At 59.2% G+C, this 23,208-nt stretch carries 27 protein-coding genes; 14 read left to right on the top strand and 13 right to left on the bottom strand.

Annotated elements, in window-relative coordinates:
• The first annotated feature begins 321 nt into the window (after window positions 1-321).
• The 8 genes from DV707_RS17885 (at window position 322) to DV707_RS17850 (ending at window position 5,593) form a co-directional block, all read left to right on the top strand.
• Window positions 322-816, top strand: coding sequence for a DUF411 domain-containing protein (locus DV707_RS17885; protein WP_004594605.1), 495 nt, complete (start codon window positions 322-324; stop codon window positions 814-816).
• A 52-nt stretch (window positions 817-868) separates the two neighbouring features.
• A complete protein-coding gene (locus tag DV707_RS17880; protein WP_004594606.1) occupies window positions 869-1,240 on the top strand; it encodes a hypothetical protein in 372 nt (123 codons plus the stop codon).
• 7 nt (window positions 1,241-1,247) lie between these two features.
• On the top strand, window positions 1,248-2,129 hold the full coding sequence (locus DV707_RS17875; RefSeq protein WP_004594607.1) for a class I SAM-dependent methyltransferase: 882 nt from the start codon (window positions 1,248-1,250) through the stop codon (window positions 2,127-2,129).
• A 349-nt stretch (window positions 2,130-2,478) separates the two neighbouring features.
• Window positions 2,479-2,619 (top strand): YHS domain-containing protein, encoded by a 141-nt coding sequence (locus tag DV707_RS17870; RefSeq protein ID WP_011222411.1) that lies wholly within the window; start codon window positions 2,479-2,481, stop codon window positions 2,617-2,619.
• A gap of 59 nt (window positions 2,620-2,678) precedes the next feature.
• A complete protein-coding gene (locus DV707_RS17865; protein ID WP_200820953.1) occupies window positions 2,679-3,281 on the top strand; it encodes an AsnC family transcriptional regulator in 603 nt (200 codons plus the stop codon).
• A gap of 101 nt (window positions 3,282-3,382) precedes the next feature.
• Window positions 3,383-4,114: an ABC transporter ATP-binding protein gene (locus DV707_RS17860; protein WP_011222410.1), complete on the top strand. Its 732-nt coding sequence runs from the start codon at window positions 3,383-3,385 to the stop codon at window positions 4,112-4,114.
• Between the two features lie 127 nt (window positions 4,115-4,241).
• The gene (locus tag DV707_RS17855) at window positions 4,242-4,844 is read left to right on the top strand and encodes an ABC transporter permease (protein ID WP_004594611.1); all 603 of its coding nucleotides are present in this window, start codon (window positions 4,242-4,244) and stop codon (window positions 4,842-4,844) included.
• The gene (locus DV707_RS17850; protein WP_004594612.1) at window positions 4,841-5,593 is read left to right on the top strand and encodes an ABC transporter permease; all 753 of its coding nucleotides are present in this window, start codon (window positions 4,841-4,843) and stop codon (window positions 5,591-5,593) included. Before DV707_RS17855 ends, DV707_RS17850 begins: the two co-directional genes overlap by 4 nt.
• A 284-nt stretch (window positions 5,594-5,877) precedes the next feature.
• On the opposite strand, the gene DV707_RS17845 is transcribed toward DV707_RS17850, so the two are convergent.
• From DV707_RS17845 to DV707_RS17810, 8 genes are all read right to left on the bottom strand, one after another.
• The gene (locus tag DV707_RS17845) at window positions 5,878-6,624 is read right to left on the bottom strand and encodes a plastocyanin/azurin family copper-binding protein (RefSeq protein WP_004594613.1); all 747 of its coding nucleotides are present in this window, start codon (window positions 6,622-6,624) and stop codon (window positions 5,878-5,880) included.
• A gap of 19 nt (window positions 6,625-6,643) precedes the next feature.
• Window positions 6,644-6,952 (bottom strand): thioredoxin family protein, encoded by a 309-nt coding sequence (locus tag DV707_RS17840; protein ID WP_004594614.1) that lies wholly within the window; start codon window positions 6,950-6,952, stop codon window positions 6,644-6,646.
• A 123-nt stretch (window positions 6,953-7,075) separates the two neighbouring features.
• Window positions 7,076-7,429 (bottom strand): SHOCT domain-containing protein, encoded by a 354-nt coding sequence (locus DV707_RS17835; RefSeq protein WP_004594615.1) that lies wholly within the window; start codon window positions 7,427-7,429, stop codon window positions 7,076-7,078.
• A 3-nt stretch (window positions 7,430-7,432) separates the two neighbouring features.
• Window positions 7,433-7,849: a DUF302 domain-containing protein gene (locus DV707_RS17830; RefSeq protein WP_004594616.1), complete on the bottom strand. Its 417-nt coding sequence runs from the start codon at window positions 7,847-7,849 to the stop codon at window positions 7,433-7,435.
• Window positions 7,850-7,944: 95 nt separating this feature from the next.
• Window positions 7,945-8,298: an SHOCT domain-containing protein gene (locus DV707_RS17825; protein ID WP_004594617.1), complete on the bottom strand. Its 354-nt coding sequence runs from the start codon at window positions 8,296-8,298 to the stop codon at window positions 7,945-7,947.
• Between the two features lie 57 nt (window positions 8,299-8,355).
• Window positions 8,356-8,676: a hypothetical protein gene (locus tag DV707_RS17820; protein ID WP_004594618.1), complete on the bottom strand. Its 321-nt coding sequence runs from the start codon at window positions 8,674-8,676 to the stop codon at window positions 8,356-8,358.
• Window positions 8,677-8,844: 168 nt separating this feature from the next.
• A complete protein-coding gene (locus DV707_RS17815) occupies window positions 8,845-9,444 on the bottom strand; it encodes a helix-turn-helix transcriptional regulator (protein WP_011222408.1) in 600 nt (199 codons plus the stop codon).
• Window positions 9,445-9,569: 125 nt separating this feature from the next.
• Window positions 9,570-10,964 carry a permease gene (locus tag DV707_RS17810; protein WP_011222407.1) on the bottom strand — a complete coding sequence of 465 codons (1,395 nt, stop codon included), beginning with the start codon at window positions 10,962-10,964 and terminating at the stop codon, window positions 9,570-9,572.
• A gap of 328 nt (window positions 10,965-11,292) precedes the next feature.
• Between DV707_RS17810 and DV707_RS17805 the strand changes: the two genes are divergently transcribed.
• Window positions 11,293-12,759 carry an amidohydrolase family protein gene (locus tag DV707_RS17805; RefSeq protein WP_011222406.1) on the top strand — a complete coding sequence of 489 codons (1,467 nt, stop codon included), beginning with the start codon at window positions 11,293-11,295 and terminating at the stop codon, window positions 12,757-12,759.
• A gap of 29 nt (window positions 12,760-12,788) precedes the next feature.
• On the opposite strand, the gene DV707_RS17800 is transcribed toward DV707_RS17805, so the two are convergent.
• Window positions 12,789-13,313, bottom strand: coding sequence for an ArsR/SmtB family transcription factor (locus tag DV707_RS17800; protein ID WP_004048660.1), 525 nt, complete (start codon window positions 13,311-13,313; stop codon window positions 12,789-12,791).
• 201 nt (window positions 13,314-13,514) lie between these two features.
• On the opposite strand from DV707_RS17800, the gene DV707_RS17795 reads away from it, so the two are divergent.
• From DV707_RS17795 to DV707_RS17785, 3 genes are read left to right on the top strand one after another with little or no spacing between them, the layout of a single operon-like run.
• Window positions 13,515-13,730, top strand: a complete 216-nt coding sequence (locus DV707_RS17795; protein ID WP_004594622.1) for a heavy-metal-associated domain-containing protein — start codon at window positions 13,515-13,517, stop codon at window positions 13,728-13,730.
• A 4-nt stretch (window positions 13,731-13,734) separates the two neighbouring features.
• Window positions 13,735-15,654 carry a heavy metal translocating P-type ATPase gene (locus DV707_RS17790; RefSeq protein ID WP_004594624.1) on the top strand — a complete coding sequence of 640 codons (1,920 nt, stop codon included), beginning with the start codon at window positions 13,735-13,737 and terminating at the stop codon, window positions 15,652-15,654.
• A 28-nt stretch (window positions 15,655-15,682) separates the two neighbouring features.
• Entirely contained in the window at window positions 15,683-16,336 is a 654-nt protein-coding gene (locus tag DV707_RS17785; RefSeq protein WP_004594625.1) for a hypothetical protein, read from the top strand.
• A gap of 33 nt (window positions 16,337-16,369) precedes the next feature.
• Here DV707_RS17785 and DV707_RS17780 read toward each other — a convergent pair whose 3' ends face one another.
• The 3 genes from DV707_RS17780 to DV707_RS17770 form a co-directional block, all read right to left on the bottom strand.
• Window positions 16,370-17,605 carry a phage integrase SAM-like domain-containing protein gene (locus DV707_RS17780; RefSeq protein ID WP_136361948.1) on the bottom strand — a complete coding sequence of 412 codons (1,236 nt, stop codon included), beginning with the start codon at window positions 17,603-17,605 and terminating at the stop codon, window positions 16,370-16,372.
• Between the two features lie 450 nt (window positions 17,606-18,055).
• Window positions 18,056-19,732: a transposase gene (locus tag DV707_RS17775; RefSeq protein WP_103993004.1), complete on the bottom strand. Its 1,677-nt coding sequence runs from the start codon at window positions 19,730-19,732 to the stop codon at window positions 18,056-18,058.
• 95 nt (window positions 19,733-19,827) lie between these two features.
• Complete coding sequence (locus tag DV707_RS17770; RefSeq protein ID WP_136361947.1) at window positions 19,828-20,250, bottom strand: hypothetical protein; 423 nt, start codon at window positions 20,248-20,250, stop codon at window positions 19,828-19,830.
• 512 nt (window positions 20,251-20,762) lie between these two features.
• Here DV707_RS17770 and DV707_RS17765 point away from each other — a divergent pair.
• Together DV707_RS17765 and DV707_RS17760 are read left to right on the top strand one after the other, a co-directional pair.
• Complete coding sequence (locus DV707_RS17765) at window positions 20,763-21,200, top strand: hypothetical protein (RefSeq protein ID WP_103993002.1); 438 nt, start codon at window positions 20,763-20,765, stop codon at window positions 21,198-21,200.
• A gap of 17 nt (window positions 21,201-21,217) precedes the next feature.
• Window positions 21,218-22,168, top strand: a complete 951-nt coding sequence (locus tag DV707_RS17760) for a CPBP family intramembrane glutamic endopeptidase (RefSeq protein WP_103993001.1) — start codon at window positions 21,218-21,220, stop codon at window positions 22,166-22,168.
• Between the two features lie 183 nt (window positions 22,169-22,351).
• Here the strand turns inward: DV707_RS17760 and DV707_RS17755 are convergent, their stop codons facing one another.
• Entirely contained in the window at window positions 22,352-23,017 is a 666-nt protein-coding gene (locus tag DV707_RS17755; protein ID WP_160113975.1) for a CPBP family intramembrane glutamic endopeptidase, read from the bottom strand.
• Window positions 23,018-23,208 lie beyond the last annotated feature (191 nt).

The raw sequence follows: 23,208 nt of genomic DNA, 5'->3' as shown, positions 1-23,208 counted from the left end.
GACGTCGTTTGGAGTCGCATCAGTTCGACGAGAGCGTATTTCCCACAGTTTCGAGGAGTGAAGTGTCGGAGTCGGTGCGACGAGTCATGCTCTGGGTCATGTTGGGCGCAATTTAAGGCCGATATGCTCGTTGACGGAAAACCGTCACGGCAGCACCCTCGACCGATGAGGGTCGCCACATAGAGACGAATACGGGACTCTGACCTTTGGGGTTTCCTCCTCAGAACTGAAAGTCACCTTCCCCGTCGTGCTTGAATCCGTTCTCAATACACAGGAAAGGTCGACGTACAATTGAATACTTCCGAGCCAAGTGACGAGCATATGGAACGGGCCGTAACTCGTCGCGAACTACTACGGGTCGGTGCGACGACAGTCGCACTCGGAACCGCCGGTTGTTTGGGGTCATCGAGTGGGGATGAGTGGGATATCGAGGGAACGCTAGCGGTGACGAACGCCCAACAATACAGTTCACCAGGCTGTAGCTGTTGTGGAAAATATGCGTCGTACCTGCGGGAACAGCTCGACACGACGCTCGGGGAAACCGAAACCGAGGACGTGACGGATCTCAAGCGCCAACACGGTATTCCATCGGATCTACAGAGCTGTCACACACTCGTCCTCGACGAGTACGTCGTCGAAGGACATGTTCCTGCCGAGGTTATCGCGACGATGCTCGAGGAAGAGCCGGCGATTGACGGCATCGCGTTGCCCGGGATGCCGGCTGGATCGCCGGGGATGGGCGGGACGAAGTCCGACACATTCACCGTCTACAAACTCGGCGGCGGAAAGACAGGTGACGTGTACACCGAAATCTGAACAGAAAACACCTGGTCAAGATACTTTGGGACGGCAGTCGACACCCTAAACAATGATTCGACGACTCCTCCACGATCTCGGATACGTGCTTGCATACGTCCTTTTCCTCGGCGCGAATACGCCAGAATCGGTCGTTACCCGTCTTCGCATCGCCTATCGCCTTGTCGGTGTCCGGATCGTCGAGACGCCACAGGTTGATTCGGTCGAACGGACGATCTTCCTGTGTCCGTACCGAAATCTGGGCACTACGTGGGTTAGGGAGAAGTGGATCTGTCACGACATCCTGGACCGCGTCGACGACGGATACGTGACGTATCTCCGACGGCACAAGGGAATCGACTACCAGCGTCCTCGCGGGTGTGCCGACCTCGCGTACTGCGACGAATCCGAGTACTGCTATTCGGAGGTTTCCGAACTCGAGTAGGTGGCCGATGGATCAGAGTACTCTCCGCCACCGAATCACCGACCAGTTTTCTTACCGCGGCGAGCGAGCCGATATCTGGCGGGCGTTCGACCTCCTGTTCGATACTGACGAGTTCCTCAATCTCGGCTACTCGGAGTGGTACCAGCCACATATAGCCGGTTCGAGTCAACGTCGCCTCGTCACGGAAGTCGGCTCAAGGGTCGCGTCGCATCTACCCACAACCGACGGAGTGCGCCTCCTCGATGTCGGCTGCGGTCGGGGGGGTCCAGCCCTCCACCTCGCCTATCAGTTCGGCTTCAACGTCACTGGTGTCGACCTCGTTCCGTACAACATCCAGATGGCAACCGAGAACGCACGGGGTAAGCACCTCGATTCCGAGTTCATCATCGGTGACGCGACACAACTCCCGTTTACCAGGGACTCGTTTACCGCGTGTACAGCCATCGACGCACTCGTATACCTCCCCGAGCGGAATCGCGTTTTCGCTACAGTCGCAGATACCCTCGAACCCGAGGGGGTTCTCGTAGTCTCCGATCTCGTGATGCAGTCAGACGTGACTGAAACGGAACGGAGATTGGTCGATTCATTTGCGGATGCGTGGGATATGCCGTCCTTGGGTACTGTTGAAGGATACAAAGCTGCTCTCGACGAGACGAGCTTTGAGCTCAAAGCGGTCGAAGATATCACGAAACACAGCGTCGGACGCTTCCGAAAGTGGACGACGCTGTACCTCCAGCTACTCACGAGCCCGCTCCGGGCTCTCATTGAACGACTGTTAGGAGCGTATGATCTCGATCCCCCAGCGATTACTGAGCAGGTACGGAAGGCTCACCACGCGCTGCCGTTCCTGCGACACGTTATCTTCGTTGCGGAACTAGAGACTACTTGACTGCTACTTGCACGGCGCAAGAAAGAATCGGATCGTCACGTCGACGCTTGAGCATCCACGAATTTGGATGGACCTGTGGGGTCTTCACTGCTCGTGATTGTCGTGTGGTGGATCGTGACCCATAGGTTTAGAATTGGTTCAGACTCCAGTATTTATATAGGACACAGATAGGAATCCGTTGGTATACTCGAACGATAGTTCGGGATTGTGAGGTACTAACCGTTGATTGTGGAGTCAGAAAAGCCAAACCGTGCAGCACGGCTCAAATCGCTATGTATCCCGACTTTGGATTGCTAAGAACAAATTGCTTGATTCAGGCCCTCGTACCATTGATGTGGGGTGAAACCGAATGGCAACTGATCCAGTCTGTGGAATGGACGTCGATGAAAGTGATCCGGCGGCCACAGCTGAGTACGACGGTCAGACGTACTACTTCTGTGCCGAGGGCTGCAAGGAGACGTTCACCTCGACACCGGAGGAGTACGTCTAACCGTCACACCCCACACCTGCGTCGTAGCTCCCCCACACCCACCCCCATTCCGCCTTTCGATGACCCAACCAGAACTTGACGACACGGATCGCGAAATCCTCCGTCTTTTAGCGGAGAACGCGAGACGACCCTACAGCACTATTGCTGAGGCTGTAAATCTTTCACCCCCGTCCGTTTCAGCACGCGTCCGTCAGTTGGAGCAAGAAGATGTCATTCGTCGATTCACCGTTGATCTCGACCTCACACAGTACGAAAACCGGATACACGTCATGGTACGCCTCCAGCCTGAGCTCGGAAAGACGGATTCTCTTCGAGAATCGATCCTCGAGACCCCAGCCGTAGAACACGTATTCACAACTGCGGAGGGCGAAATCGTAGCTGTTGCGACGCCGCCGCGGAATACAGTCGGAAACTGGGCGCAGCAATATCTACCACTGACTGACGTGCGGCGATACGACGTACAACTGCTGTCGAACGCTGCTCAATCAGCGTATGCCGAGGGGACTGAATCCGCACTCAAATGTGCAAATTGCGGAACTACTGTCGGTGAAGACGGACTAGCCACCCGTGTCGGTGGTTCACTCCAGCAGTTTTGCAGTGAGAACTGTGAAACAACGTATAGGGTACAGAAAGTCAAGAGAAATCTGATGCTTAGAGTCTAGCATTAGCTGTATACTCAATTCCTGATTGCTTACGAGTTTGCTGCAAATAGTTTTGATTTGAAACAGTAATCGCAGTGAATTAGAAGCGTGTGTATACACCTATGGAAGCGTCCACAACCACCAAAGGAGAAGCTACAAGCAACAAGGTACTCGTCCGTGCTAATGAGATTGAAAAAACGTACGGATCGAGTTTTCCATTTACGCGGTCAGTGACCGTCCTCACCGATGCCGATCTCGAAATTCGGACGGGGGAAATCGTCGGGATCGTCGGCGCGAACGGGTCGGGCAAATCCACGCTCATGAACATCCTCGTCGGTGTCCTCGAACAGGATTCCGGAACAGTCGAACGGACGGGAACCGTTGGCTGGTGTCCACAGGAACCACTGCTTTACGACCGCTTGACGGTCGGAGAGACGTTCCGACTGTTCGGTTCCGGATACGGAATGACCGCCGAAGAAATCGACGAGGCCAAACACCGCTTGGCGTCGAAACTCGATTTCGAGCAGTACCTTGACTACCGAATCGACCAACTCAGTGGTGGAAACCGGCAGAAAATCAATCTCAGTATCGCCCTGATGCACGATCCGGACGTCCTCATGCTGGACGAGCCCTACACTGGATTCGACTGGGAAACGTATCTCACGTTCTGGGATCTCGCCGAGGAACTCGCTGCCGACGGAACAGCTGTCACGATGATTTCACACCTGATCGAAGAGCAAAGTCGTCTCGACCGCATCTATGAGGTTCGTGACGGACAGGTCTACGACGTGACTGACCAGGAAGGCGAGACTGATGCAACGGCCAGTGAACGGGGGGAAGAGACCGATGAATAGGGTTTGGACGGGGATTCGGGCGAACGTCTCCACCTTCCTCAGAACCCCCCTGAATGTTGTCCTAGCACTTCTCCTTCCGATTGTCGTTATCGAAGGCTGGGGACAAGCAATGGCTGGGTTACCAAGTATGCCGACGGTCGAGGCGATTCCGATCGAGCTAGGTCGCCTTCTCGGAGCGATATTCGGGGTCGCCATCATTGCCGGCCTGATGGGACTCGCGCAGATGATTAGTGCGCGTGCAGCCGATCGGCGACTCGTTCAGACAGGCTATCCACCCCGAACACTGCTTGCGACTCGATTAGCGGCGCTCGGAGGAGTGACCGTTGTCGTGGCTGCCGTAAACTACGGCGTTCTCTGGCTGACGATTTCACCGGGAGCCCCTGTCCTGACGTTCGTATTCCTCGTACTTGCCGGCCTCGTCTATGCGTTTCTTGGCGCACTCGTCGGGGCGCTCCTTCCACGACTGTTCGAAGGCTCGCTCGTCGTGGTGTTCCTTGCAATGATGGATGCGTTCCTCAGTGGCGACAGTCCGCTGGCCGCCGACGTTCCCGAGTTCGTGGAATACTTCCCGCTCTATCATCCAAAGGAACTCCTTCAGGAGGCGATGTTCCAAGGCACATATACGACGGGTGATCTCGGCTTCGTCGCCGGATACCTGCTAGTCCTGCTTGTACTCGTCACCGCAGTGTTCGGAGTGACGATGCGCACCAGTGGTGGGTGGTCCGCATGAGTCGTACGACAACGGCGTTCACAATCGGCATCAAAGAACAGGCGCGAAACTACGTCCTCGTCGCTCTACTGGTCGTCCTACCGGTCTCGTTCATCACGTTGGCGTTCGCAGTCACCCAGGACGTCGAGATGCCGGTTCGGACGCTCGTCGACGGTGAGACGGTGACGGTCATGCGAGGGATGCCTGAGGTCCACGGCGTGATTATGACGCCGATTACGAGCGCCCTCATCGCGGGACTCGCCGGGTTGTTCCTGATGCGAGAAGCCAAAGACACAGACGGTCGTCTGGCAGTCGCCGGCTATCGTGCACGACAGGTAATCACTGCCCGGTTTGGGGTCCTCGCAGCAATCACTCTCATCGTTACCGGCGTCTCAGTCGGCGTGATGCTCGTCGATTTCCAGCCTGAGCATCTCTGGTGGTTCGTCGCAGCGATGCTCGTCGTCTCGGTCACGTATGGTCTCATCGGGATGCTCGTCGGGGCCGTTTTCGACCGCCTAGCCGGGATGTGGCTAATGCTGATTCTCCCGATGCTCGATATCGGACTCTTCCAGGATCCGCTGTTCATCCAGTCCGAGCCCGAATGGTGGATGAAACTACTCCCCGGCTATTGGCCCGTCCGTGTGATGGTCGATACCGGACTCACAACGGACGTAGATACGACTCTCTCATTGGTGTGGGCTACTGGATACCTCCTCCTCGTAGCTGTCCTCACAATCGGCGTCTACTACCGAATTACACAGGAGAAGTAAGATCAGGCCAGTAGACTACTTACTCCGGTAACTGTAGGGGAGAAGACCCAAACAGCACTATATCCAGCTTCGCTCAATTGGATAGTTTGACTCGGATTTCACTACGACCGTCTGATCGGGCAAACGGTTCGGTGGACTCTGGTTGCTGCTGTGTCCCTCGTTCTCTGGGCACCGATGAGTGCGGCTTACGTTCCGCGGAGAAGTGCCGCGGCGTAGGAACAGGTCTTCGAAGGACTCCTGAGCGAGGGACCTCAGGCGTGTAGAAATGGCGACGACACCGCGCCTTACCGAGATGGGTCTTCACTCCCAGTCTCCAACCGTTCACGACGCTTCTGGAACTCTTCTTCGTCGATCTCGCCTCGTGCGTAACGACGTTGGAGGGTTTCCATAGCGGAATCGTCACTCTCTGGAGGTGCATCGCCTCGACCCATTGCCCAGTAGAGGAAGCCGCCGACCAGCCCCAGCATCCCGAGTGCCCCGCCGACGAACGGCAGCCCACCGAACCATCCACCGTTCCGGCCGTGCATCATCCCTGGACCCATCATTCCGCCATCGGTACTCCCACTGCCGTCGACGTCCGAGCCGACGGCAACGGCGCCGTTCTGGACGATCGTTTCGCTGTCTGGGACCTCGCCGTCCGGGATCGGGCTGTCTTCAGCTGGACCGCCAGGGCTACCAACGACGATGCGACCGACCATGCCGACCGTCTTGTGAGGGATGCAGTAGTAGTCGTACGTTCCGGGCACCTCGAACGTGTGCTCGAAGCTCCCCTGCGAGATGGTCCCGCTGTCGAAGGCGGTGGCGTCGGCGGGAACGCGGTCCGGATAGGCCGTCGCCGAGTGAGCTCCGGCTGCTATCTCGAAGCGGACGGTCGTGCCAGGTTCGACGTGGAGCCCGATCGGGTCGAAGTAGTTGTTGCCCATCTTCACGACGGGCGTCTCCTGTGCGGCGACTGGTTGGGTGAATCCCGCACTCGCGACTGTGCCAGCACCGAGCGCTCCCAGGAACTGGCGTCTACTGTAGTCTGTCATTGTAGCTGGTTGGCTTCTGTTATCCACGGATGATGCTGGCGAGCCGGTTCGTGAGTCCGGGCGATTGCTGGCCGGCGCTCTCGATGGCAGCCTCCAATTCGTCCCGGTCGACGATGCCGATGAACTCGGCCGTCTGTTCCCCGTTTGCATACACGAGCGTCGTTGGCGTCTTTCGGACACCGTACTCCTCGGCCGTCTCCAGATCGGTCTGGATGTCGACCTCCCGGAACTCGACATCCGGATACGCATCTTCGATACCCTCGTTTTTCTCTCGCTGCGTTGCGCACGCTCCACAAGTCTCCTGTGTGAACAGGATAACTTCCGTCATAGTAGCTAGTATGGTCTTATGCTTTTAGCACACTTCTATTCACATCCGAAAGCTGTGAGGGTCACAGATTTCGGATTCCAAGGGGCCGGACGTGAGTAACGCCGGAGGTTGGTGGTCGGACCGTCACTCCGAGCGTTCGAGCTTGTTCCGACGCGCCTCGAACTCTTCCTCGGTGAGATCTCCGCGGGCGTATGCCATACGCAGCTCCTCCATTGCGGGATTCCGCGACGACTGCGATGCCGTCACGCGACGGAAGACGAGATATCCGCCACCGAGCAGGAGGAGGAGGAAGACCAGCTGGACGAGCATCCCGACGAGTGGCCACCAGCCGCTGGTCGTCCCGTATCCACCCATCATTCCACCGTATCCCATCATCCCGCCGAATCCCATCCCCATCGTGAGCAAGGGGAGGACGATGATCGCCCCGAGGATGAGGAGGACGATGGTTGTGGTGTCGAGTTGGTTTGATGATGTCATGGTTCAGATCTCGGTCGATGATTCGAGTTCGTCCGCGACGCTGGCGAGAACGCGTTCGAACCGGTCGTGGACCTCGTTCGCGATCGAGTCGAGTGCCTCGTTGTCGGCGATGCCGACGAGCTGTTGTGGGTCGACGGCACTCACCATGACCTCGCCGCCGTCGGTTTCGTAGACAATGACGTTACACGGGAGGAGTGCGCCGAGTTCGATCTCTTCGTTCAGGCCCTCGTGTGCCAGCCCCGGGTTGCACGCACCGAGGATGCAGTACTGTCGAAACTCCTCGCCGAGTTTCTCCTCGAGCGTCGCTTGGACGTCGATGTCACAGAGGACGCCGAATCCTTCGTCTTTGAGCGCCGCAATCGTCGTGTCGACGACGTCGTCGAACTCACCGGTGACTGAAGTCTGTATTGTGTATTCCATGAAGTATCATACCCCGTCTACGGGGTTAACGGTTGGGTGCCGCAACGGCGGCCGTTGGGAATATGATGTATCGGCTGGAACAGCAGCTGCTCCAGTCATCCGGTGCGTTCGAGCTGTTCTCGCCGCCGATCGAATTCGTCATCCGAGAGCTCTCCGCGGGCGTAGCGCTCACGGAGAACCGACAGCGACTGCTCTTCGTTCCCACCGGAGCCTCGATTGAGGAGCGCATAGACAATGTAGAGCGGAACGGCGATGAGGAGCCCCATCCAGAGGAACCCCCAGAGCCCCATCGCTCCACCGAAGAGGCCCCAGCCGCCCCCCATCATGCCGCCGCCGTAGCTCCCACTACCGTGGGCAACAGCCGGTCCAGTCGCCGCAACTAGCAGCGGGACGGCGAGGATCGCGAGTCGCCGAGCAGTGCGTCCGATGTGAGTGGTGAGTTGCGTCATTATCTTGCGTTGGTGAGTTGTGGTGTTCGATTGGAGCGATCGAAACGGCCAGAGCCGTCAGCAGTGGCCCTGCCCGTACATCCCGCCGTTGTAGCCGTCGTCAGCCCCGTCGTGGTATTCCCCGTCAGCCATGTCCTGGGCCATCTCGTCGACGGTCACACCCATGTGCGACTCCATCCACTCGACGCTACCCGGGCCCATGTGTTCGGTCATCTGTGCCTCCATCCAAGTGGCCCATTCATCTGCGGTGGCATTGTCCGTAGGCGCGTCGTCAGCGGTCGTTGCGTTGTCGTGTGCGCTGACTGCCGGTGCGGCGAACGCGAGTCCGACAATCGCGAGCGCCACGAGCAGCCACCGGCCGAGTTTGAAGTTGGTCATTGTCTCTCTCCTCGGTTACTCGTAGGCCTGCTCGGGAGTTATCGACATGGGTGTGAATCCATACAGGAGAACGTTCGAGAACGTCTATAACATCTTCTAACCGTTTTGCTCGAGGGAGACCGTTCATACCTACGGAATTCGAGAGGGAGAGCGCCCGATAGATAGCGACTATTTTCCCGGTTGTTGCTGCCGAAGGTCATCACTCGGATACACACGATAGGTCCGACCCTGTCGTTCCCGATACAGCAGACCTCGCTCCTCGAGTGAACTCACGGTCTGGCTTACTTTACTCTTCGAGAACTCAGATCGATCCCGAAGTTCAATCTGCGTGATTCCGGGGGAGTTCAGGACGGGTTCGAGGACGCGTCGTTCATCATCCGGTAAGAGATCGAGAACGCGTGCTTGGGGGTCCGATTCAGGATTGATAGACGTCGCCGGTGCAGCGTCATCATCCATCGACGTAGCTGTTGCCGCCGATGTCTGTGCAGGATCGACAGGCGCCGTTGTGTCGGCCACTTCTGGATCGGTGAGTTCTCCCCGGACCACGTAATAGACGCCACCGATAACGCCAGCAACCAGCAGGGTTCCAACCACGTACCAGAGGGGGTCTGGGCCGTGCATCGTTCCCATAGATGAACCCATCATTGACCCCATCGATTGCTCGATAGCCCGACGCTGTTGATAGGCCCGCCAACTGAGTACCCCGCCGGCCAGGAGAACGAACCCGAGAAGCACACCGACGACAGTATCTGCTCGACGGCGATTCATATGACAGCCCCGAGTTGCGGGATTTGACTATTCATACCGTCTATTTGAGCGCAGTAGGTGTGACAATTGCGGATTGAAACTGTGATGATGAACCCCATCACAGCGGATGAACCACAGTGCGATCATCAGTGGTCATGATCGTGATCGTGGCTCGATATTTGCGGGCTTTGATTAGTAAATTCCGTTGGTTCTTCTTCGAACGTACGCTTGCATTTCTTTGAGCAAAAATAGTACGTCGTCCCATCGTGGGACGCACTCGGGCCCTCATCGTCGGTTCGCATCCCGCACACCGGATCTCGATACTGACCTGGTGCGCCGAGTCCCCGCCGGTAGACATACAGAAGGAACCCGGAGAGCGCAAAGGCGATAATATTGAGGTAGAACGTGTAGTTGAGCTCGAAGTACGTCTGTTCAGTCGCCGTCTCGCCGCCCGCCAGATCTGGAACGATACCCAGCGCGTCGAACAGCAGCTCCATGAGGAAGCCGGTGAACGCCATCGTGACGAAGAAGACGCCGAGGATGTACAGCATCACCTTCCAGCCGTAGTACTTCCGGTAGACGTTCAGGACGGGCACGGTGATGAGGTCGGCGTAGACGAACGCGATGATCCCGGCGAAGCTGACGCCACCACCCCAGAGCGCGACGGCGAACGGGACGTTGCCCATACTGCCGACGAAACTGAGGACGGCGATGATGACGCCCATGACGGCGTTCTCGGCAGTCACGAGCAGGCCGTCGCCCTGAATGAACAGCGTGTTCCACACCCACTGCGGGACGAAGACGATGACGAACCCAGAAATAAGGAAGCCGGCGACGATGTCTTTCCAGATCATCGACCACTCCTTGCGGTACTGATTCCCGACCTTGTACCAGCCACCCCACGACAGCAACTCGTCACGCCACCCGCCGCTACTCGACGTCTCCTGGCGATAGGTCTCCATACAGCCCTCCGAGCAGAATTTGAGCGTCTCACCGCCGTCGGTCGTGAGCGTGTACTCGTCTTTCCCCTCCATCCCGCAGGTGGGATCTTCCGTGACGCCCGCCTGGTGGTCGCGCTCGTTGAGCTTCTCGCGGACTTCGTTAAACAGGTTTTCGGGAAGCGTGAGGTGGACGATGGCGGCCATGACGGCGATGAGAATCAGGCCGCCGAGCAGTTCCGCGACGAGGAACTCCCAGCCAAGCAGGATGAGAATCATCAGCCCTAGTTCGACGATGAGGTTCGTCGACGCGAACATGAACGCGAGGAAGTTCACCGCGTGCGCCCCCTTCTTGAACAGGCCCTTCCCGATGGCGACGGCGCCGAAACTACAGCCACTGCTTGCTGCTCCGAACACAGTCGCCTTGGTAAGTCCAGTTAGATCGCCCTCACCCAGCACCTGTGCCATCCGCTCCTTCGAGACGTAGACCTGGACGAGACTCGTAATCGTGAGGCCCATGATGATCGCCCACGCCGCCGTCCAGAGAAATCCGACACCGATACGAAGGGATTCAAGAACTCCGTCGATTATCGTCGCCTGCATAGGTGTATCATTGTAGGGATCATCTATTGCGGTTTTGATTAGAATATACTGCCTATGAGGGTATCAGTACTATGGCATCGTAACCGTCGGCCATAGATGATCTATCGTGAAGAGGGGAAAACATTGCAAACCTCCACAAGCTCCACGGAATCCGACTTCAGATTCAAAAGGGGAATCTGATTAAATCACGCCGACGTATTAGAGGCTAATGGGACCAGTAGAGACCGATGATATCCCAAATGAGGGGAACACCACCTGGAAGAACAGCCTTCGCCGGCCTGCTCGGTTGTCCAGTACGGTAACTGTCACATCCACTTCCTAATTTACGATGGCTGTCGATCTGGCAATCCATGATGCACTCGTTCTCACAGCCGACGAGCGGAACCGCCTGTACGAGCGCGGCACAGTATGCATCACCGATGGCTGTATCGAAGAAGTCCGACCATCACGTGCAGGAGACGGAGAATTAGAAGCGTCCACCGTTATCGACGGGAACGGGAAACTGGTGATGCCGGGGTTGGTGAACGCCCACACGCACTTGGAGATGACACCGCTCATCGGTGCGTTTAGCGAACTCGAGCTGACGGAGATGCTTGGGAGTGGGACGGCCTTGTTTAACAGATTAGGGAACGGCGAATTCGAGTACCTCGTCGAGGCAGGCGTCGAGCTCGCAGCGCTCAATTTCCTCTTGGGCGGTGTCACAACCGTGAACTCGATGGACGCACGGCCTGCCGCAGGTGCAGAGGCGTTCGGGGAAGCAGGGCTCCGCGGATTTTTCGGCCCGGCGATCTCGGACCTCTTCTGGGACCAACCAGTCGATCAGCAGTTCTCCCGTGCTCGCGAGTTCGTCGAAACGTACCACGACACGTACGACGGCCGAATCAGGGCGACGATCTGCCCGCACGACGACTGGTCGTGTACCCGGCAGCTGTGGGAACGGACCGCATCCCTCGCCGCAGAGTATCCGGACCTGCTCGTCCACACGCACTTGCTCGAACTCGAGGAGAGTAACACGATGGCACGAGCGAACGGTGGCGAGGACTCGGTAGGATTGCTCGACGACGTTGGACTCCTGGACGACCGACTGGTCGCTGCTCACTTCCGCCTCGGCGACGAAGAGGACATCCAGCGAACCGCCGAGGCGGACGCGGCTGTTGCGCACTGCCCGTCCGTCTTCTGTTACTGGAATCCGGACGGGGAGACGCAGTGGACGCCCGTTCCCGAGCTTCGAGCCGCCGGCGTCGACGTCGGAGTAGGGATTGACGACCACTACTGGCACGACTCGTACAGCATGTTCGGTGAAGCGCGGCAAGCTCGGCTGGCGGCAAATCTCAAGCGTTCAGCCGGGCAGTTCGACTCGATGGAACTGATACGAATGCTCACTATCGAGGGCGCACGCGCGCTGGGGATGGGCGACGAGATCGGCAGTATCGAAGCGGGAAAGCGCGCGGATATTATCCTCCTCGACGTCGACAAACCGAAGTTCACGCCACTGACCAACGTTCCCGCACACGTCGTGAACAACGCGGTCCCGGCCGACGTCGAGACAGTGATCGTTGACGGCGACGTCGTCCTCCGGAATGGTGTGCCCGAGACAATGGACTCGGACGACGTGCGACAGCGAGTAAATCAGGCTGTCGAACGCTTCATGGACGAGACAGGCTGGGAGTTAGACATTGGTGGTAGTGAACCGCCGACCAGCATCGAGACTGTACGGGACCTCCCAAAGCGTGGCCCTGCGCGACTCCTGACTCGCCTCGCGATGCAATCCGCGCGTGATCGGTTCTCCTTCTAAGACCCTGCCAGCGTAGGGGTGGTTCCCCCTCAGGAATTTCTGTGGGCGCGAACGAACGCACGTCGCAGGACGGTCAGAAGAACGTACGTCTCGTACTTCTGGGTCTGGCAGTGCTCGCAGGGCTGCATATCCTCGACGATCTCCTCAATAGCGTCGTCGTACTCGTCGGTGAGCGTAGTGAGCGCGTCCGTGATCTGGGGCTGGGCAGCGTCGATCATCTCCTCGACGGCGGCGTCGGCCGAATCTGGTAGTGAGTACGAGAGGACGATCGTGTTCGCGTGGTAGTACTTCGTCGTCCCACCACGCCCCTCCTCGAAGCGAACGACGTCGACGAGGCCCGCATCCCGGAGCTCGTTGATGTGATGGCGGACCGTGTTCTCCGTCCGGTCGATGCCGCGATCGTCGAGGCGTTCGTGGACCTCGGTCGCAGTTAGGGCTTCCTCGGACAGAATGTCGAGGACCATCGCCCGCATCGGCTCGTCGATGGCGTCCGAAATCCGAGTGTCTCGCACCGCGATGTCGTCGAGACGGTGGTCGGTATCGGAATCACTCATACGAGGACTGAGCGCGAGCACGCGGGAAAAGGTAGCGGGGCAGGAGTCGGGTAGGTGTCTGTCGAGGTATCCAGTACAGGATGGACCCGCGATAGCGAAAGCCCTAGACGACCCGTTTGACTGTTCCAACGACTCGTATCCGAATTCAAACATATCATATAAAAAATACTTATTGAGGTACGGGCACTATCTCAAACTGTAATGAGCGACACAACCCAATTCCGCGTCCTCGACTTCGACTGCCCGACCTGCGCGAGTACCGTCGAACGCGCCCTGTCGAACGTCGACGGCGTCCAGCACGTCGAAGTCCACTACGCGACCGGCCGCGTCGAGATCGAGTACGACGACAGCGTCGCTGACCCCGACGCCTTCGCAGAGACCATCGAAAACCAGGGGTACACTCCCCAGCCCGCCTAACACTATGAACAAACAATCGATCACGCAGTACTACCGGAACCACCGGAAGGCCATCGTCACGGCGACAAGCGGCCTGCTGTACGGCGGTGGCTGGAGTCTCGGCTACCTCACGAGTTTCGAGATGGCAAGCGCCGCCATCCTCGTCCTCGCGACGGTCGTGGGTGGCTACGACATCGCCAAGACCGCTTACCACGAGGTCACCAACCGGACGCTCGGCATCAAGACGCTGGTGACGCTGGCCGCCATCGGTGCTATCGTCATCGGGGAGTACTGGGAAGCCGCCGCCGTCGTCTTCCTGTTCAGCCTTGGCAGCTACCTCGAAGGCCGGACGATGCGGAAGACCCGGACGGCACTTCAGGAGCTACTGGAGATGACGCCCGACACGGCGACCGTCCGTCGCGACGGGACACTCCAAAAGGTCTCCGCCCGCGATGTCGAAGAGGGCGAAGTCGTCGTCGTAAAGCCGGGCGGGAAGATCCCGGTCGACGGAACCGTCGTCGACGGCGAGAGCGCAGTCAACCAGGCGCCGGTCACCGGCGAGAGCGCGCCCGTCCACAAGGCCGACAGCGACGAGGTGTACGCCGGGACGGTCAACCAGGAGGGCGCGCTAGAAATCCGGACGACGGGAGCGGGATCGGATACGACTCTCGAACGGATCATCCGTCGCGTCGAGGAGGCCCAGGAGGCTCAGTCGCCCACGGAGAGTCTCATCGACCGGTTCGCGAAGTACTACACGCCGGCCGTCATTGCCCTGGCTATCGGCGCGTACGCGGTCACGCAGAACGCGATCCTGTCGCTGACGCTGCTGGTCATCGGCTGTCCGGGCGCGCTGGTCATCGGGCCACCGGTCAGCATCGTCTCGGCCATCGGTAACGCCGCCCGGTCGGGCGTGCTGATGAAGGGCGGCGAACACCTCGAACGCGCCGGCAAGATCGATCTCGTCGCCTTCGACAAGACGGGGACGCTCACGAAGGGCGAGACCACCGTCTCCGGTATCGAGGGGTTCGGCGTCGCCGCCGCCGACGTCCTCTCGCTCGCAGCGACCGCCGAGAAGAAGAGCGAACACCACCTCGCGGACGCCATCGTCGACATGGCCCGCGAACGCCAGACGGCTGCGACGGACGGTGGAGCGACGGTCGCCCAAGCGGACGATACGGACGTGGGGCGCAGGTCGGTCCCCGATCCCGACGACTTCGACGTGGTCGCCGGCAAGGGCGTCATCGCCCATGCCGATGGCCAGGAAGTCGTCGTCGGCAACCGCGCGCTGCTGGACGACCGCGACGTCGATGTCCCCGATCGGGTCGCCGACTACGTCCGCGAGCGTGAGGGGCGCGGCGAGACAGTCGTCCACGTCGTTCGGGACGGGGACATCATCGGCGCGATTGCGATGCGGGACGAGCTCCGGGAGGCCGCTCCTGGGGTCGTCGCGGCGCTCCAAGACGCTGGCATCGAGACGGTGATGCTCACCGGCGACAACGAGCGGACGGCCGCTGCCGTTGCCGAGGAGGTCGGTATCGACGAGTACCGTGCCGAACTCCTCCCCGAGGACAAGCAGTCCGTCATCGAGGGCTACCAGGCCGACGGCCACGTCGTCGCGATGGTCGGCGACGGCATCAACGACGCGCCATCGCTGGCCACTGCCGATGTCGGCATCGCGATGGGTGCTGCGGGAACGGACACCGCTATCGAAACGGCTGACATGGCGTTGATGGCCGACGACCTCGAACGCATCCCGTACGCGGTCAAACTCAGCAAGGCGACGCGCTGGAACGTCCTCGAGAACGTCGGGCTCGCGGTGCTGACCGTGACCGTCCTCCTCGCGGGCGTGCTCACCAGCTACGTCACCCTCGCGTCGGGAATGCTGGTCCACGAGGCCAGCGTCCTCCTCGTCATCCTCAACGGGATGCGACTGCTCCGCTACTGACCACGAGACACGATCACAACCACAACTCATGACATCGAATTCGACTGCGACTGACACGACCCAGACGAGAACCAATTGGCAGGTCGACTACGACGCCGACCCGATCGAAATCCGCGACCCCGTCGCGGAGGCCCTCGGCGTCCTCGAACCGGGCGAGCCGTTCGTCGTCACCTACCGGGACGCGGTGAAAGAAGCCGGACACTCCTGTCCGACAGCCTCGGGTGCCTATCGGATCGTCCAGCTCGGGCTCGACGCCCTGTATCCCGACGACTATCCAGTCCGGAGCGAAATCGAGGTCCAGACGGCCGGCCCGCAGGACGATGCCGCGTACGGCGTGATGAGCCGCATCATCTCGTACGTGACTGGCGCGACCGGCGATGACGGATTCAGCGGGCTCGCCGGCGGCTATGGCGGCCGCCGCGACCTCCTGCGCTTCGACGCGTTCGACCCGGACACGGCGGACCCGACGTTCCGGTTCCGGCGAACCGACACGGACGAGACCGTCGAAGTGACCTACCACGTCAGCGACGTTCCTGACGGTGGACCCGCAATCGGGAACCTCCAAGGGATTCTCGACGAATCGGCAACTGACCAGCAACGAGAGGCTTTCGCTGACGCCTGGCACCGCCGGGTACAGGTCGTCCTCAGCGACGACTCGCTGTTCACCGTCGACGCGGTGTGAACGCGACGGTCTACCCCTCTCACTCGAAATAAGTTACTGCGGTACACTATCGATCTCCTCAAGGGCCTCAGTAGCGACATCACCTAACTCACCAGCCTCGATATGCGAGTACCGCTCACGAACCATCTCCTCAGAATTATCGAGATATCGGGCGGCAACCGTGTATCCGAATGCTCGAACGAGAACTTCACCCATTCCACGCCGGCCGCCGTGTGGAGCAAGGTAATCGTGTTTCGGATGGTCGATGTCTATCTCTGCAGCTTCTGAGAGCCGTTGGAGAATCGATCGTGTGCCGTCCGTCGTAATCGAGGGCGGCCGAATATCCTCATCGAGCGCCAGCAGCAGGTCGCGAGCGTACTCCGCACGGCGTTCAATGATTGCTTCTGGGCGTTCCCCTCGTTCGGCGAGGTTTTCCCGGACGAGCTCTGCGAGCGTCCGTTGGTCGAACGTCGGAAACACCGGCCAGCGCTCCGTCGGCGGATCCATCAGCTGGCGATAGCTCCGGAGCGGCGAGATCACCGGGTCGGGAAGACTGGCGGCGTCCCACTGCTGTTTCTTCCGGTAGACGTCCATACTCCCGTCGTCAAGGGAGATGTCCTCCCAGCGAACACCGCGTCGGCGCGGGTCATTCGGGTCCCGGAGGAGTTCGCCGACGCGGACGGCGGTGTACGCGAGGACGAACACCAGCGCCCGGTCACGAGCCGCCTTCAGCGCCGCGTAGCGTCTTCGCTGCTTGTCGAGGGGGTCAGTATCCTCCGGAAGTATCGTGTACGCCTCGACGGCGTCGCGGGCCCGTTCGTCGACGTGGCGGGTGAGGGCGTGGCGCTGTTCAGACGTCCAGGCCTGCTGGTCGCCGGGCTTGCGGCCGTCGTCCTCCGGCAGCGGCGCCATCGCACTGGCCCGCTGCGCGTAATGCGCCTCGAGATATCCCTCGTTGACGCACCAGCCACACCAGGCAGAGATATAGCGGTAATAGGTTTGTACTGTGTTCTGCTTGAGTCCCCGATCTCCACCGAGATGTCGGGCGTACTCCCGGAACACGCGTTCGTCGAGATCGTCGAAGGTCGGCTCGCGGTCGACGTCGTCGGGGACGATCCCGGTCCAGTCGTCGGCGCCGCGGTCGCCGGCGGCCCACTCGGCGAACCGTCCGAGCTCGCGTGCAGCGTTACGTCGATAGTTCCCACCGTCGCCGCCGCGGCCTTTCCCCTTGTCTTGGAGGTAGCGCTCGAAGCTATCGTCGAGCGGCGTCGAAGGCGCTCGGTCAGGCATTCACCGGCCCTCCACCGTCCTGCGGGCCCGGTCTCGGTGCCTCTACCCCGGGGGAAGCGCCGTCGTGAGGCGGTTGCAGCATTCGTGCTTCACCGACAGCGCCGGGGTACTTAAAAGTGGTCGTGATTATTGGCATAATCAGGACCACTTTCTGTATTCGAACCTTCGGGAGAATTCGGGAGTCTAGAGTCTCTTACCGTCGGAATTCCGCACTACAGGAAATTGTATATCGTATATCGCTATACAAAATCTCGGTCCCGTGAAGTTGAGACTACGACGGGTATAGCGGGACTGTGATGCGTGGTTTCATCCGAATCAATGAACAGAAATTGCTTCAGGTCCCTCTCCAAACGGGCATTCTTGTTGAGATAGAAATTAATTCGGGCTATTTCCAAGGCCCCGGATAGTGTAGCCACTCAGATGCCTCGCTAACCCAGACAGAGTGTCTCTCTACCCAATTCCGGTTTCCTTCTTCAGCAGCGTCAGCGTATTATCGGCCGTCACGATCGGCGAGTGTTCATACTCACCAGTCAATTCGACCTGCACGAGCAGGTCCACAGCTCGCCAAATCGAGTACAACAGACAGGCGAACGCGAAGTAGAAGAACCTGAGCCCGAAATCTTTTGAGGTCGTCGCAGCCATGAACCGCTTAATCGACTTGTACCCGCTCTCGATTTCCCACCGATACCCGTACTCAGTAAGGTGCCCACTCCCGCAATTCGTCATGAACACCGAATACTGCCGGTGATCGTCATGCTCGGAGTCCTCTCTCCGACGGTAGATTAGCGTCGTCTCGTGCCACTCGTTCTTGCCGAGGTGGAGCTTCCGGTCGGTCTCGTAGCGGTCTTGGTCGCGCTGGAGCAACCGCTTGGCCTGAGCTCTCTCACTCGTCTGCATCCGCTTCGGAACGACGTAGGAGAGCCCACGCTGGCTGATCATCTCCAAGACGTGCTGGCTATCGAACTCCCGATCCATCAGCACGTTATCGACGTGAACGAGGTCCTCAGCCGAATCAAGCAAGTCCTCGACAATTTCCTTCCGTGATTCGCCTTTCTGTACGGGACGAGCATCGAGAACAAGTGGAACGGCGTTACCGACCAGCTGGACTGTCGCCCACTGGTAGGCGTACTCGTCGCTGTTTTCTTTTGTTCCGATGATCTCCTCCTCGTGGCCCGCCCTATTGCCTGTGAAGGGGTTGGCCTCAGTGATATCGATGGCGACGATACCTGCCCGGAAGAATTCCGCTGTCTCTGCAATTTCGTCTAAGAGTTGCTGAACCGCCTGGCGGTACATCTCGCGAATCTGCTCGATGGAGAGTTCGCGGATGTGGTCACGATGTGCGTGTCCGAGTGGTGTCCGCTCCCGTGTCGTCTCGTGGACGAAACTGCGAGCACCCTCGTTGGCGGCCAAGTTCTCACGAAGCCCGAGATAGGTCTGTAAGCCCCAGAAAGCGTTCTCGTGAATCTCACAGCCTTCTCCACGATTCAGCGAGAAGGCTGGGAAGACGAATCGACTGACGTGATTGGTGATCGTGCCAGCTTTGTCGAGGATAAGTTCGTTATCTGGGTCTGATTCGTCTGTGTCATCGTCACGACGTGGGAGGGATTGTTCCGGTTCGCGGGGGACAGTGACACCCGCGTTCTGCGCTTTGATGAGAATTGTTCGGGCCGCTTTCTGGGCCGTCTTACGAAGATCATCGGTGAAGCGCATGTGCCAACTGCGCCAGAGCGTCGACTGGTCAGGTACTCTGTCCAGCCCAAGACGCTCACACAGTTCGGGATGGCTTTCGAGGTACTCGAGGAGTGCTGTCTCGTGCTCCCACCCGTGGAGTTCCTTCAGGACGAACATCCGAAAGAGGGTGTCCATCTCGTAGCGTGTCGAGCGTGCATAGCGGTCGTGCGCATCGAGTCTGAAATACGCCAGCGGGAGTGCATAGGCGAATTCCTCAACGGAGTCATGAGCATCGTGTTTGAACCAAGCCTGGGAGACTGTCCGAATATCTGACGCCAGACCGTCAGGCGAATCTCGCTCATACAATGGCGTCGCATCATACACTGGCCAGTTAGCGTGTGGTCGTTGGGCAATCCGTCGAAAGACATCTCGACGAGATTCCGGAGTTGATTGCATTATCAGTTGCTGGGAACGACATCTCCAATAAGTGAGTCGTACCTCTTTGGGGTCAATCAATAGGAAGAGAGATACACAGATTCCAGAGGACTATTTCACAGGGCGTCACGGTTCGTGACCGCCGGATGAATTCCTGAGCTCCCCCGGTGATATCGCACCCAAGCGACAGTCGCGAGGATACCGAGGAGAATAGCACCCACGCCGAGGAGACCGGCCTCGGGGCCGAACGCACCGCCAGTCACGATGTCCGGACCGTGCTGGTCGATGGCGAGGATGCTCGTCGTCGTCGACCCGCTGATCGGGAATCCGTAGAGGTTCCCCTCGAAGAAGTTCCACGCGACGTGGACACCGATCGGGAGCGCGAGTTCCCCCGTCAGGACGTACCCGAGGCCGAGGAACACGCCGCTCGTCAGTGCAATTCCTATCACTACGGCGCCGCGAGCGTCAACCGGTCCGACCTGGAACCCCTCAGCGAAGTTCGTCAGCAGGAAGCCCCGGTGAAGCAGTTCCTCGATCACGGATCCGACAAGGTAGGAGCCCACCGAGAGTAGGAACCAGTACGGAAACGTCCACTGCGGGACGCCACCGACAACGAAAACGCCGCGTATCGTGATCTAGCCGAGTGCCACCTGAACTACGAAGATGGCCGTCATCAGCGTGCCGCCCAGCACGAAGCCGAACGCAAGGTCGGTCACGGCGATTCTGAGGCACCCTGTGTGGAGAAGCGGACCGACTGATCCGCCCTCTACCTGATTAGAGGTGATAAATTCTCTCTGACGAGTGGGTCGTGGCGGATTAGTTAGCCACGCGATGGCCTTCAATCCCGCCGCGATGGGGGATCACAGATCCGCGTGCTTTGAGGTCTGTTGGTGTCACGAGGTTACAAAGAACCGGTGCTTAACCGTTAGACTCGACATTAAGCGATTGTACAGAGAATTTCTATCATGAGGGCACTGCCGTTTTGAGCTTCTCACGGGCTGAGAACCACGCTTAACAAATATTAGATTAGTGACCGTCTGTTCACCTGTGAATGACTATGAATTTCCGAACGACAATCAACACTGACCGGACGCTTGCTGGAGTCACAGCCCTGTTCGTCGCGACCATTCTCGTAATGCGGTGGTACTTCGGCCTCCCGTCCTGGGACAGCAATATTGCCCTTGTCTATTCATTTCTCACATGGGTGGCGACGCTATTGGTAGTTGGCACGGTCGTCCTCGGAGTACTCCGACTTATGAGTACTGACAGAACGCTGACTGGGAGTCTACTGGCCCTCGCCGCGCTCGTTCACGCTCCTCTCTTCATGGGAATGCGTTTCGGACTCGTCGATATCGAGACGATGACGACGTTTGGCCGAATTTCGCAAGCAGTTATGTATCCTACACTGGGAGTACTCGCCGTGGTCGTCTTGGTGCGATCCGTGTTCCGGAAGCAGCGACCACCGGCGACCGCACCCCATTCCAAGTAGGCCCTAGATTTACAGAAATGACCGCACGAGAAGACAGCCCTTCCGATGAGGACGCTTCGAATTCATCGAGCGCTACGAACAGAGCCCCCCGCATAAACTGGGTCGCACTCCGTCTTGACGAGACGCCACGGATAGCACTGTGGCTTCTCGTCCTGGTCATCATCGTCAAGGTCTCGCTCACTGCATTCTTCAACTATACCGTCTTCTCAGTCCCCCCGAATCAAACGCCGGTTTTTGGACCGATCATGCGAGCGACCGGTGGGCTAGTCACGTCCCAGTTGCTCGTGGGGCTCTTCCAGTTGGGGGTGATTATTGGCGGTCTCGTGTGGCTGGTCGGTGGTCTTCATCCAGTTCACGTCGGGCTTGACCGGGATGATCTCCGGGAGGGTATCATCGTGACTGGCGTCCTCTGGGTCGTCGTCCAGCTCGTCGGGGTCGTCGTCTCCGGGATCACCGGACCGGTTACCTTCTCGCCGCTGTGGCAAGCGATCGGATCGAGAGGTATGCTGAGCAATCTGCTCGCAGAGGTATTCGGGACGGCACCAATGGAAGAGACAATCTATCGCGGGCTCTTTCTCACCCAAGGGTATCTTCTCGCCCGACGACTCATTGACGACCGTCGGGCGAGCCTCGGTCTTGCGGTGGTCGGTTCACAACTCCTGTTCGCACTCGTACACATACCCGCTCGACTCGTCGCCGGTACCCAACTGGGCCTCCCCCTGTGGCAGGACCTCTTGATCACGTTCGTACTCGGGAGTATCTTCGCACTCGTGTACCTCCGAACGGGGAATCTCTTCGTTGCGATGGGTGTCCACGTCCTGTCGAACGACCCCACGTCGCTGTTCCTCACACAGCCGATCGCCCGTGTCGTGGTCGGGCTCTGTGTACTGATCCTGCTGCTCGGTTGGCCACGATTGCACCGACTTCGAATGATGCCGAACGAAGATGCCAATACCCCGACTCAGTGAGCCGGGCGGCTGGCGAAAACCCTGATGAAACGATCCGAAGTGCGCGAGTAAGTGTCGTACATAGGTTTCGCGATTGGTGCCGAGAACAGGTGCGCACCGAGTCCGGAGTCGAACTTCGCGGCCGGAATCATGGATACGATCGGCAGCCCGCTCCTCGCTTCCTGCCAAACGTAATGACAGACCTCAATTGCTTGGTTGCTGGTACGAGTCGTCGACATCGTCCGAGCGGGTTCCATCAGTGAATCGTTCGAGTCGTGGCCAGAGCGCGGCGATCAGGATTCCGAGTACAATCGCCGTGAGGATGCCCACGTCGGGCGGCCCGACGAGCATTGTCGGCGTGTTCATAAACGCGTGGACACCGATCGCCACGAACAGGTTCCCCGTCCGGTAGTAGACGACTGCAAGCAGGGTCCCCCAGACGAACAGCAGGAGGAGCGTCGGGCCGAGTTGCCCGAGCGCGAGTCCCTCCCCCACGAGCCGATTTGGCACGTGGATGAGCGCGAACACCACCTGTGAGGCGACGAGCGCGAGGAGGACCGACCACCGCGCGGCGGTGGTGAGTCGACGTTGGATCGTGTGACGAAACTGGTTCAGAAGGAACGCCCGGAAGACCACTTCCTCGTAGAGCGCGTTGCCGAACAGCTGGGCGACGAGTGCGCCGATCGCCGCCAGCGCGCCGCCCGCCAACCAGGTTTCGTTGAGCTGGACCGGCTCACCAGTCCAGAGGAGGACGGCAACGCCGACCACCTGCATGAGTAGCCACACGCCGACCGTCACGACCACGCCCGTCCGGAGATCATCGCGGCGAAGGCTCAGGTCACGGAGCCGGAGACGGCCGGCCCAGAGCATCACTCCGCCGATCACGACCAGTAAAACCGGTAGGTACACGAGTAACGTGGGCTGCACAAGACCGCCGGTCGCGTCTACGATCGGTTGGGAAACAGTGAGGACGAACTCGCGGTTGGACCAGATCAAAACCGGATACCCGGCTGCAAGGAGGATGATTGCGGCGATGACGGGCCACGACGTTTCCCTGATTC

Source organism: Halobellus limi, assembly GCF_004799685.1.
Classification (GTDB): Archaea; Halobacteriota; Halobacteria; order Halobacteriales; family Haloferacaceae; genus Haloquadratum; species Haloquadratum limi.
This window is presented reverse-complemented; position numbering and strand designations above follow the sequence as displayed.

Coding starts and splice junctions, on each gene's coding strand:
- DV707_RS17780 (WP_136361948.1), bottom strand. CDS start 17,605: ATGCCTGACCGAGCGCCTTCGACGCCGCTCGACGATAGCTTCGAGCGC.
- DV707_RS17805 (WP_011222406.1), top strand. CDS start 11,293: ATGGCTGTCGATCTGGCAATCCATGATGCACTCGTTCTCACAGCCGAC.
- DV707_RS17880 (WP_004594606.1), top strand. CDS start 869: ATGATTCGACGACTCCTCCACGATCTCGGATACGTGCTTGCATACGTC.
- DV707_RS17870 (WP_011222411.1), top strand. CDS start 2,479: ATGGCAACTGATCCAGTCTGTGGAATGGACGTCGATGAAAGTGATCCG.
- DV707_RS17820 (WP_004594618.1), bottom strand. CDS start 8,676: ATGACCAACTTCAAACTCGGCCGGTGGCTGCTCGTGGCGCTCGCGATT.
- DV707_RS17785 (WP_004594625.1), top strand. CDS start 15,683: ATGACATCGAATTCGACTGCGACTGACACGACCCAGACGAGAACCAAT.
- DV707_RS17875 (WP_004594607.1), top strand. CDS start 1,248: ATGGATCAGAGTACTCTCCGCCACCGAATCACCGACCAGTTTTCTTAC.
- DV707_RS17865 (WP_200820953.1), top strand. CDS start 2,679: ATGACCCAACCAGAACTTGACGACACGGATCGCGAAATCCTCCGTCTT.
- DV707_RS17835 (WP_004594615.1), bottom strand. CDS start 7,429: ATGACATCATCAAACCAACTCGACACCACAACCATCGTCCTCCTCATC.
- DV707_RS17850 (WP_004594612.1), top strand. CDS start 4,841: ATGAGTCGTACGACAACGGCGTTCACAATCGGCATCAAAGAACAGGCG.
- DV707_RS17815 (WP_011222408.1), bottom strand. CDS start 9,444: ATGAATCGCCGTCGAGCAGATACTGTCGTCGGTGTGCTTCTCGGGTTC.
- DV707_RS17755 (WP_160113975.1), bottom strand. CDS start 23,017: ATGCTCTGGGCCGGCCGTCTCCGGCTCCGTGACCTGAGCCTTCGCCGC.
- DV707_RS17840 (WP_004594614.1), bottom strand. CDS start 6,952: ATGACGGAAGTTATCCTGTTCACACAGGAGACTTGTGGAGCGTGCGCA.
- DV707_RS17825 (WP_004594617.1), bottom strand. CDS start 8,298: ATGACGCAACTCACCACTCACATCGGACGCACTGCTCGGCGACTCGCG.
- DV707_RS17790 (WP_004594624.1), top strand. CDS start 13,735: ATGAACAAACAATCGATCACGCAGTACTACCGGAACCACCGGAAGGCC.
- DV707_RS17845 (WP_004594613.1), bottom strand. CDS start 6,624: ATGACAGACTACAGTAGACGCCAGTTCCTGGGAGCGCTCGGTGCTGGC.
- DV707_RS17760 (WP_103993001.1), top strand. CDS start 21,218: ATGACCGCACGAGAAGACAGCCCTTCCGATGAGGACGCTTCGAATTCA.
- DV707_RS17830 (WP_004594616.1), bottom strand. CDS start 7,849: ATGGAATACACAATACAGACTTCAGTCACCGGTGAGTTCGACGACGTC.
- DV707_RS17800 (WP_004048660.1), bottom strand. CDS start 13,313: ATGAGTGATTCCGATACCGACCACCGTCTCGACGACATCGCGGTGCGA.
- DV707_RS17795 (WP_004594622.1), top strand. CDS start 13,515: ATGAGCGACACAACCCAATTCCGCGTCCTCGACTTCGACTGCCCGACC.
- DV707_RS17855 (WP_004594611.1), top strand. CDS start 4,242: ATGCCGACGGTCGAGGCGATTCCGATCGAGCTAGGTCGCCTTCTCGGA.
- DV707_RS17775 (WP_103993004.1), bottom strand. CDS start 19,732: ATGCAATCAACTCCGGAATCTCGTCGAGATGTCTTTCGACGGATTGCC.
- DV707_RS17810 (WP_011222407.1), bottom strand. CDS start 10,964: ATGCAGGCGACGATAATCGACGGAGTTCTTGAATCCCTTCGTATCGGT.
- DV707_RS17885 (WP_004594605.1), top strand. CDS start 322: ATGGAACGGGCCGTAACTCGTCGCGAACTACTACGGGTCGGTGCGACG.
- DV707_RS17860 (WP_011222410.1), top strand. CDS start 3,383: ATGGAAGCGTCCACAACCACCAAAGGAGAAGCTACAAGCAACAAGGTA.
- DV707_RS17765 (WP_103993002.1), top strand. CDS start 20,763: ATGACTATGAATTTCCGAACGACAATCAACACTGACCGGACGCTTGCT.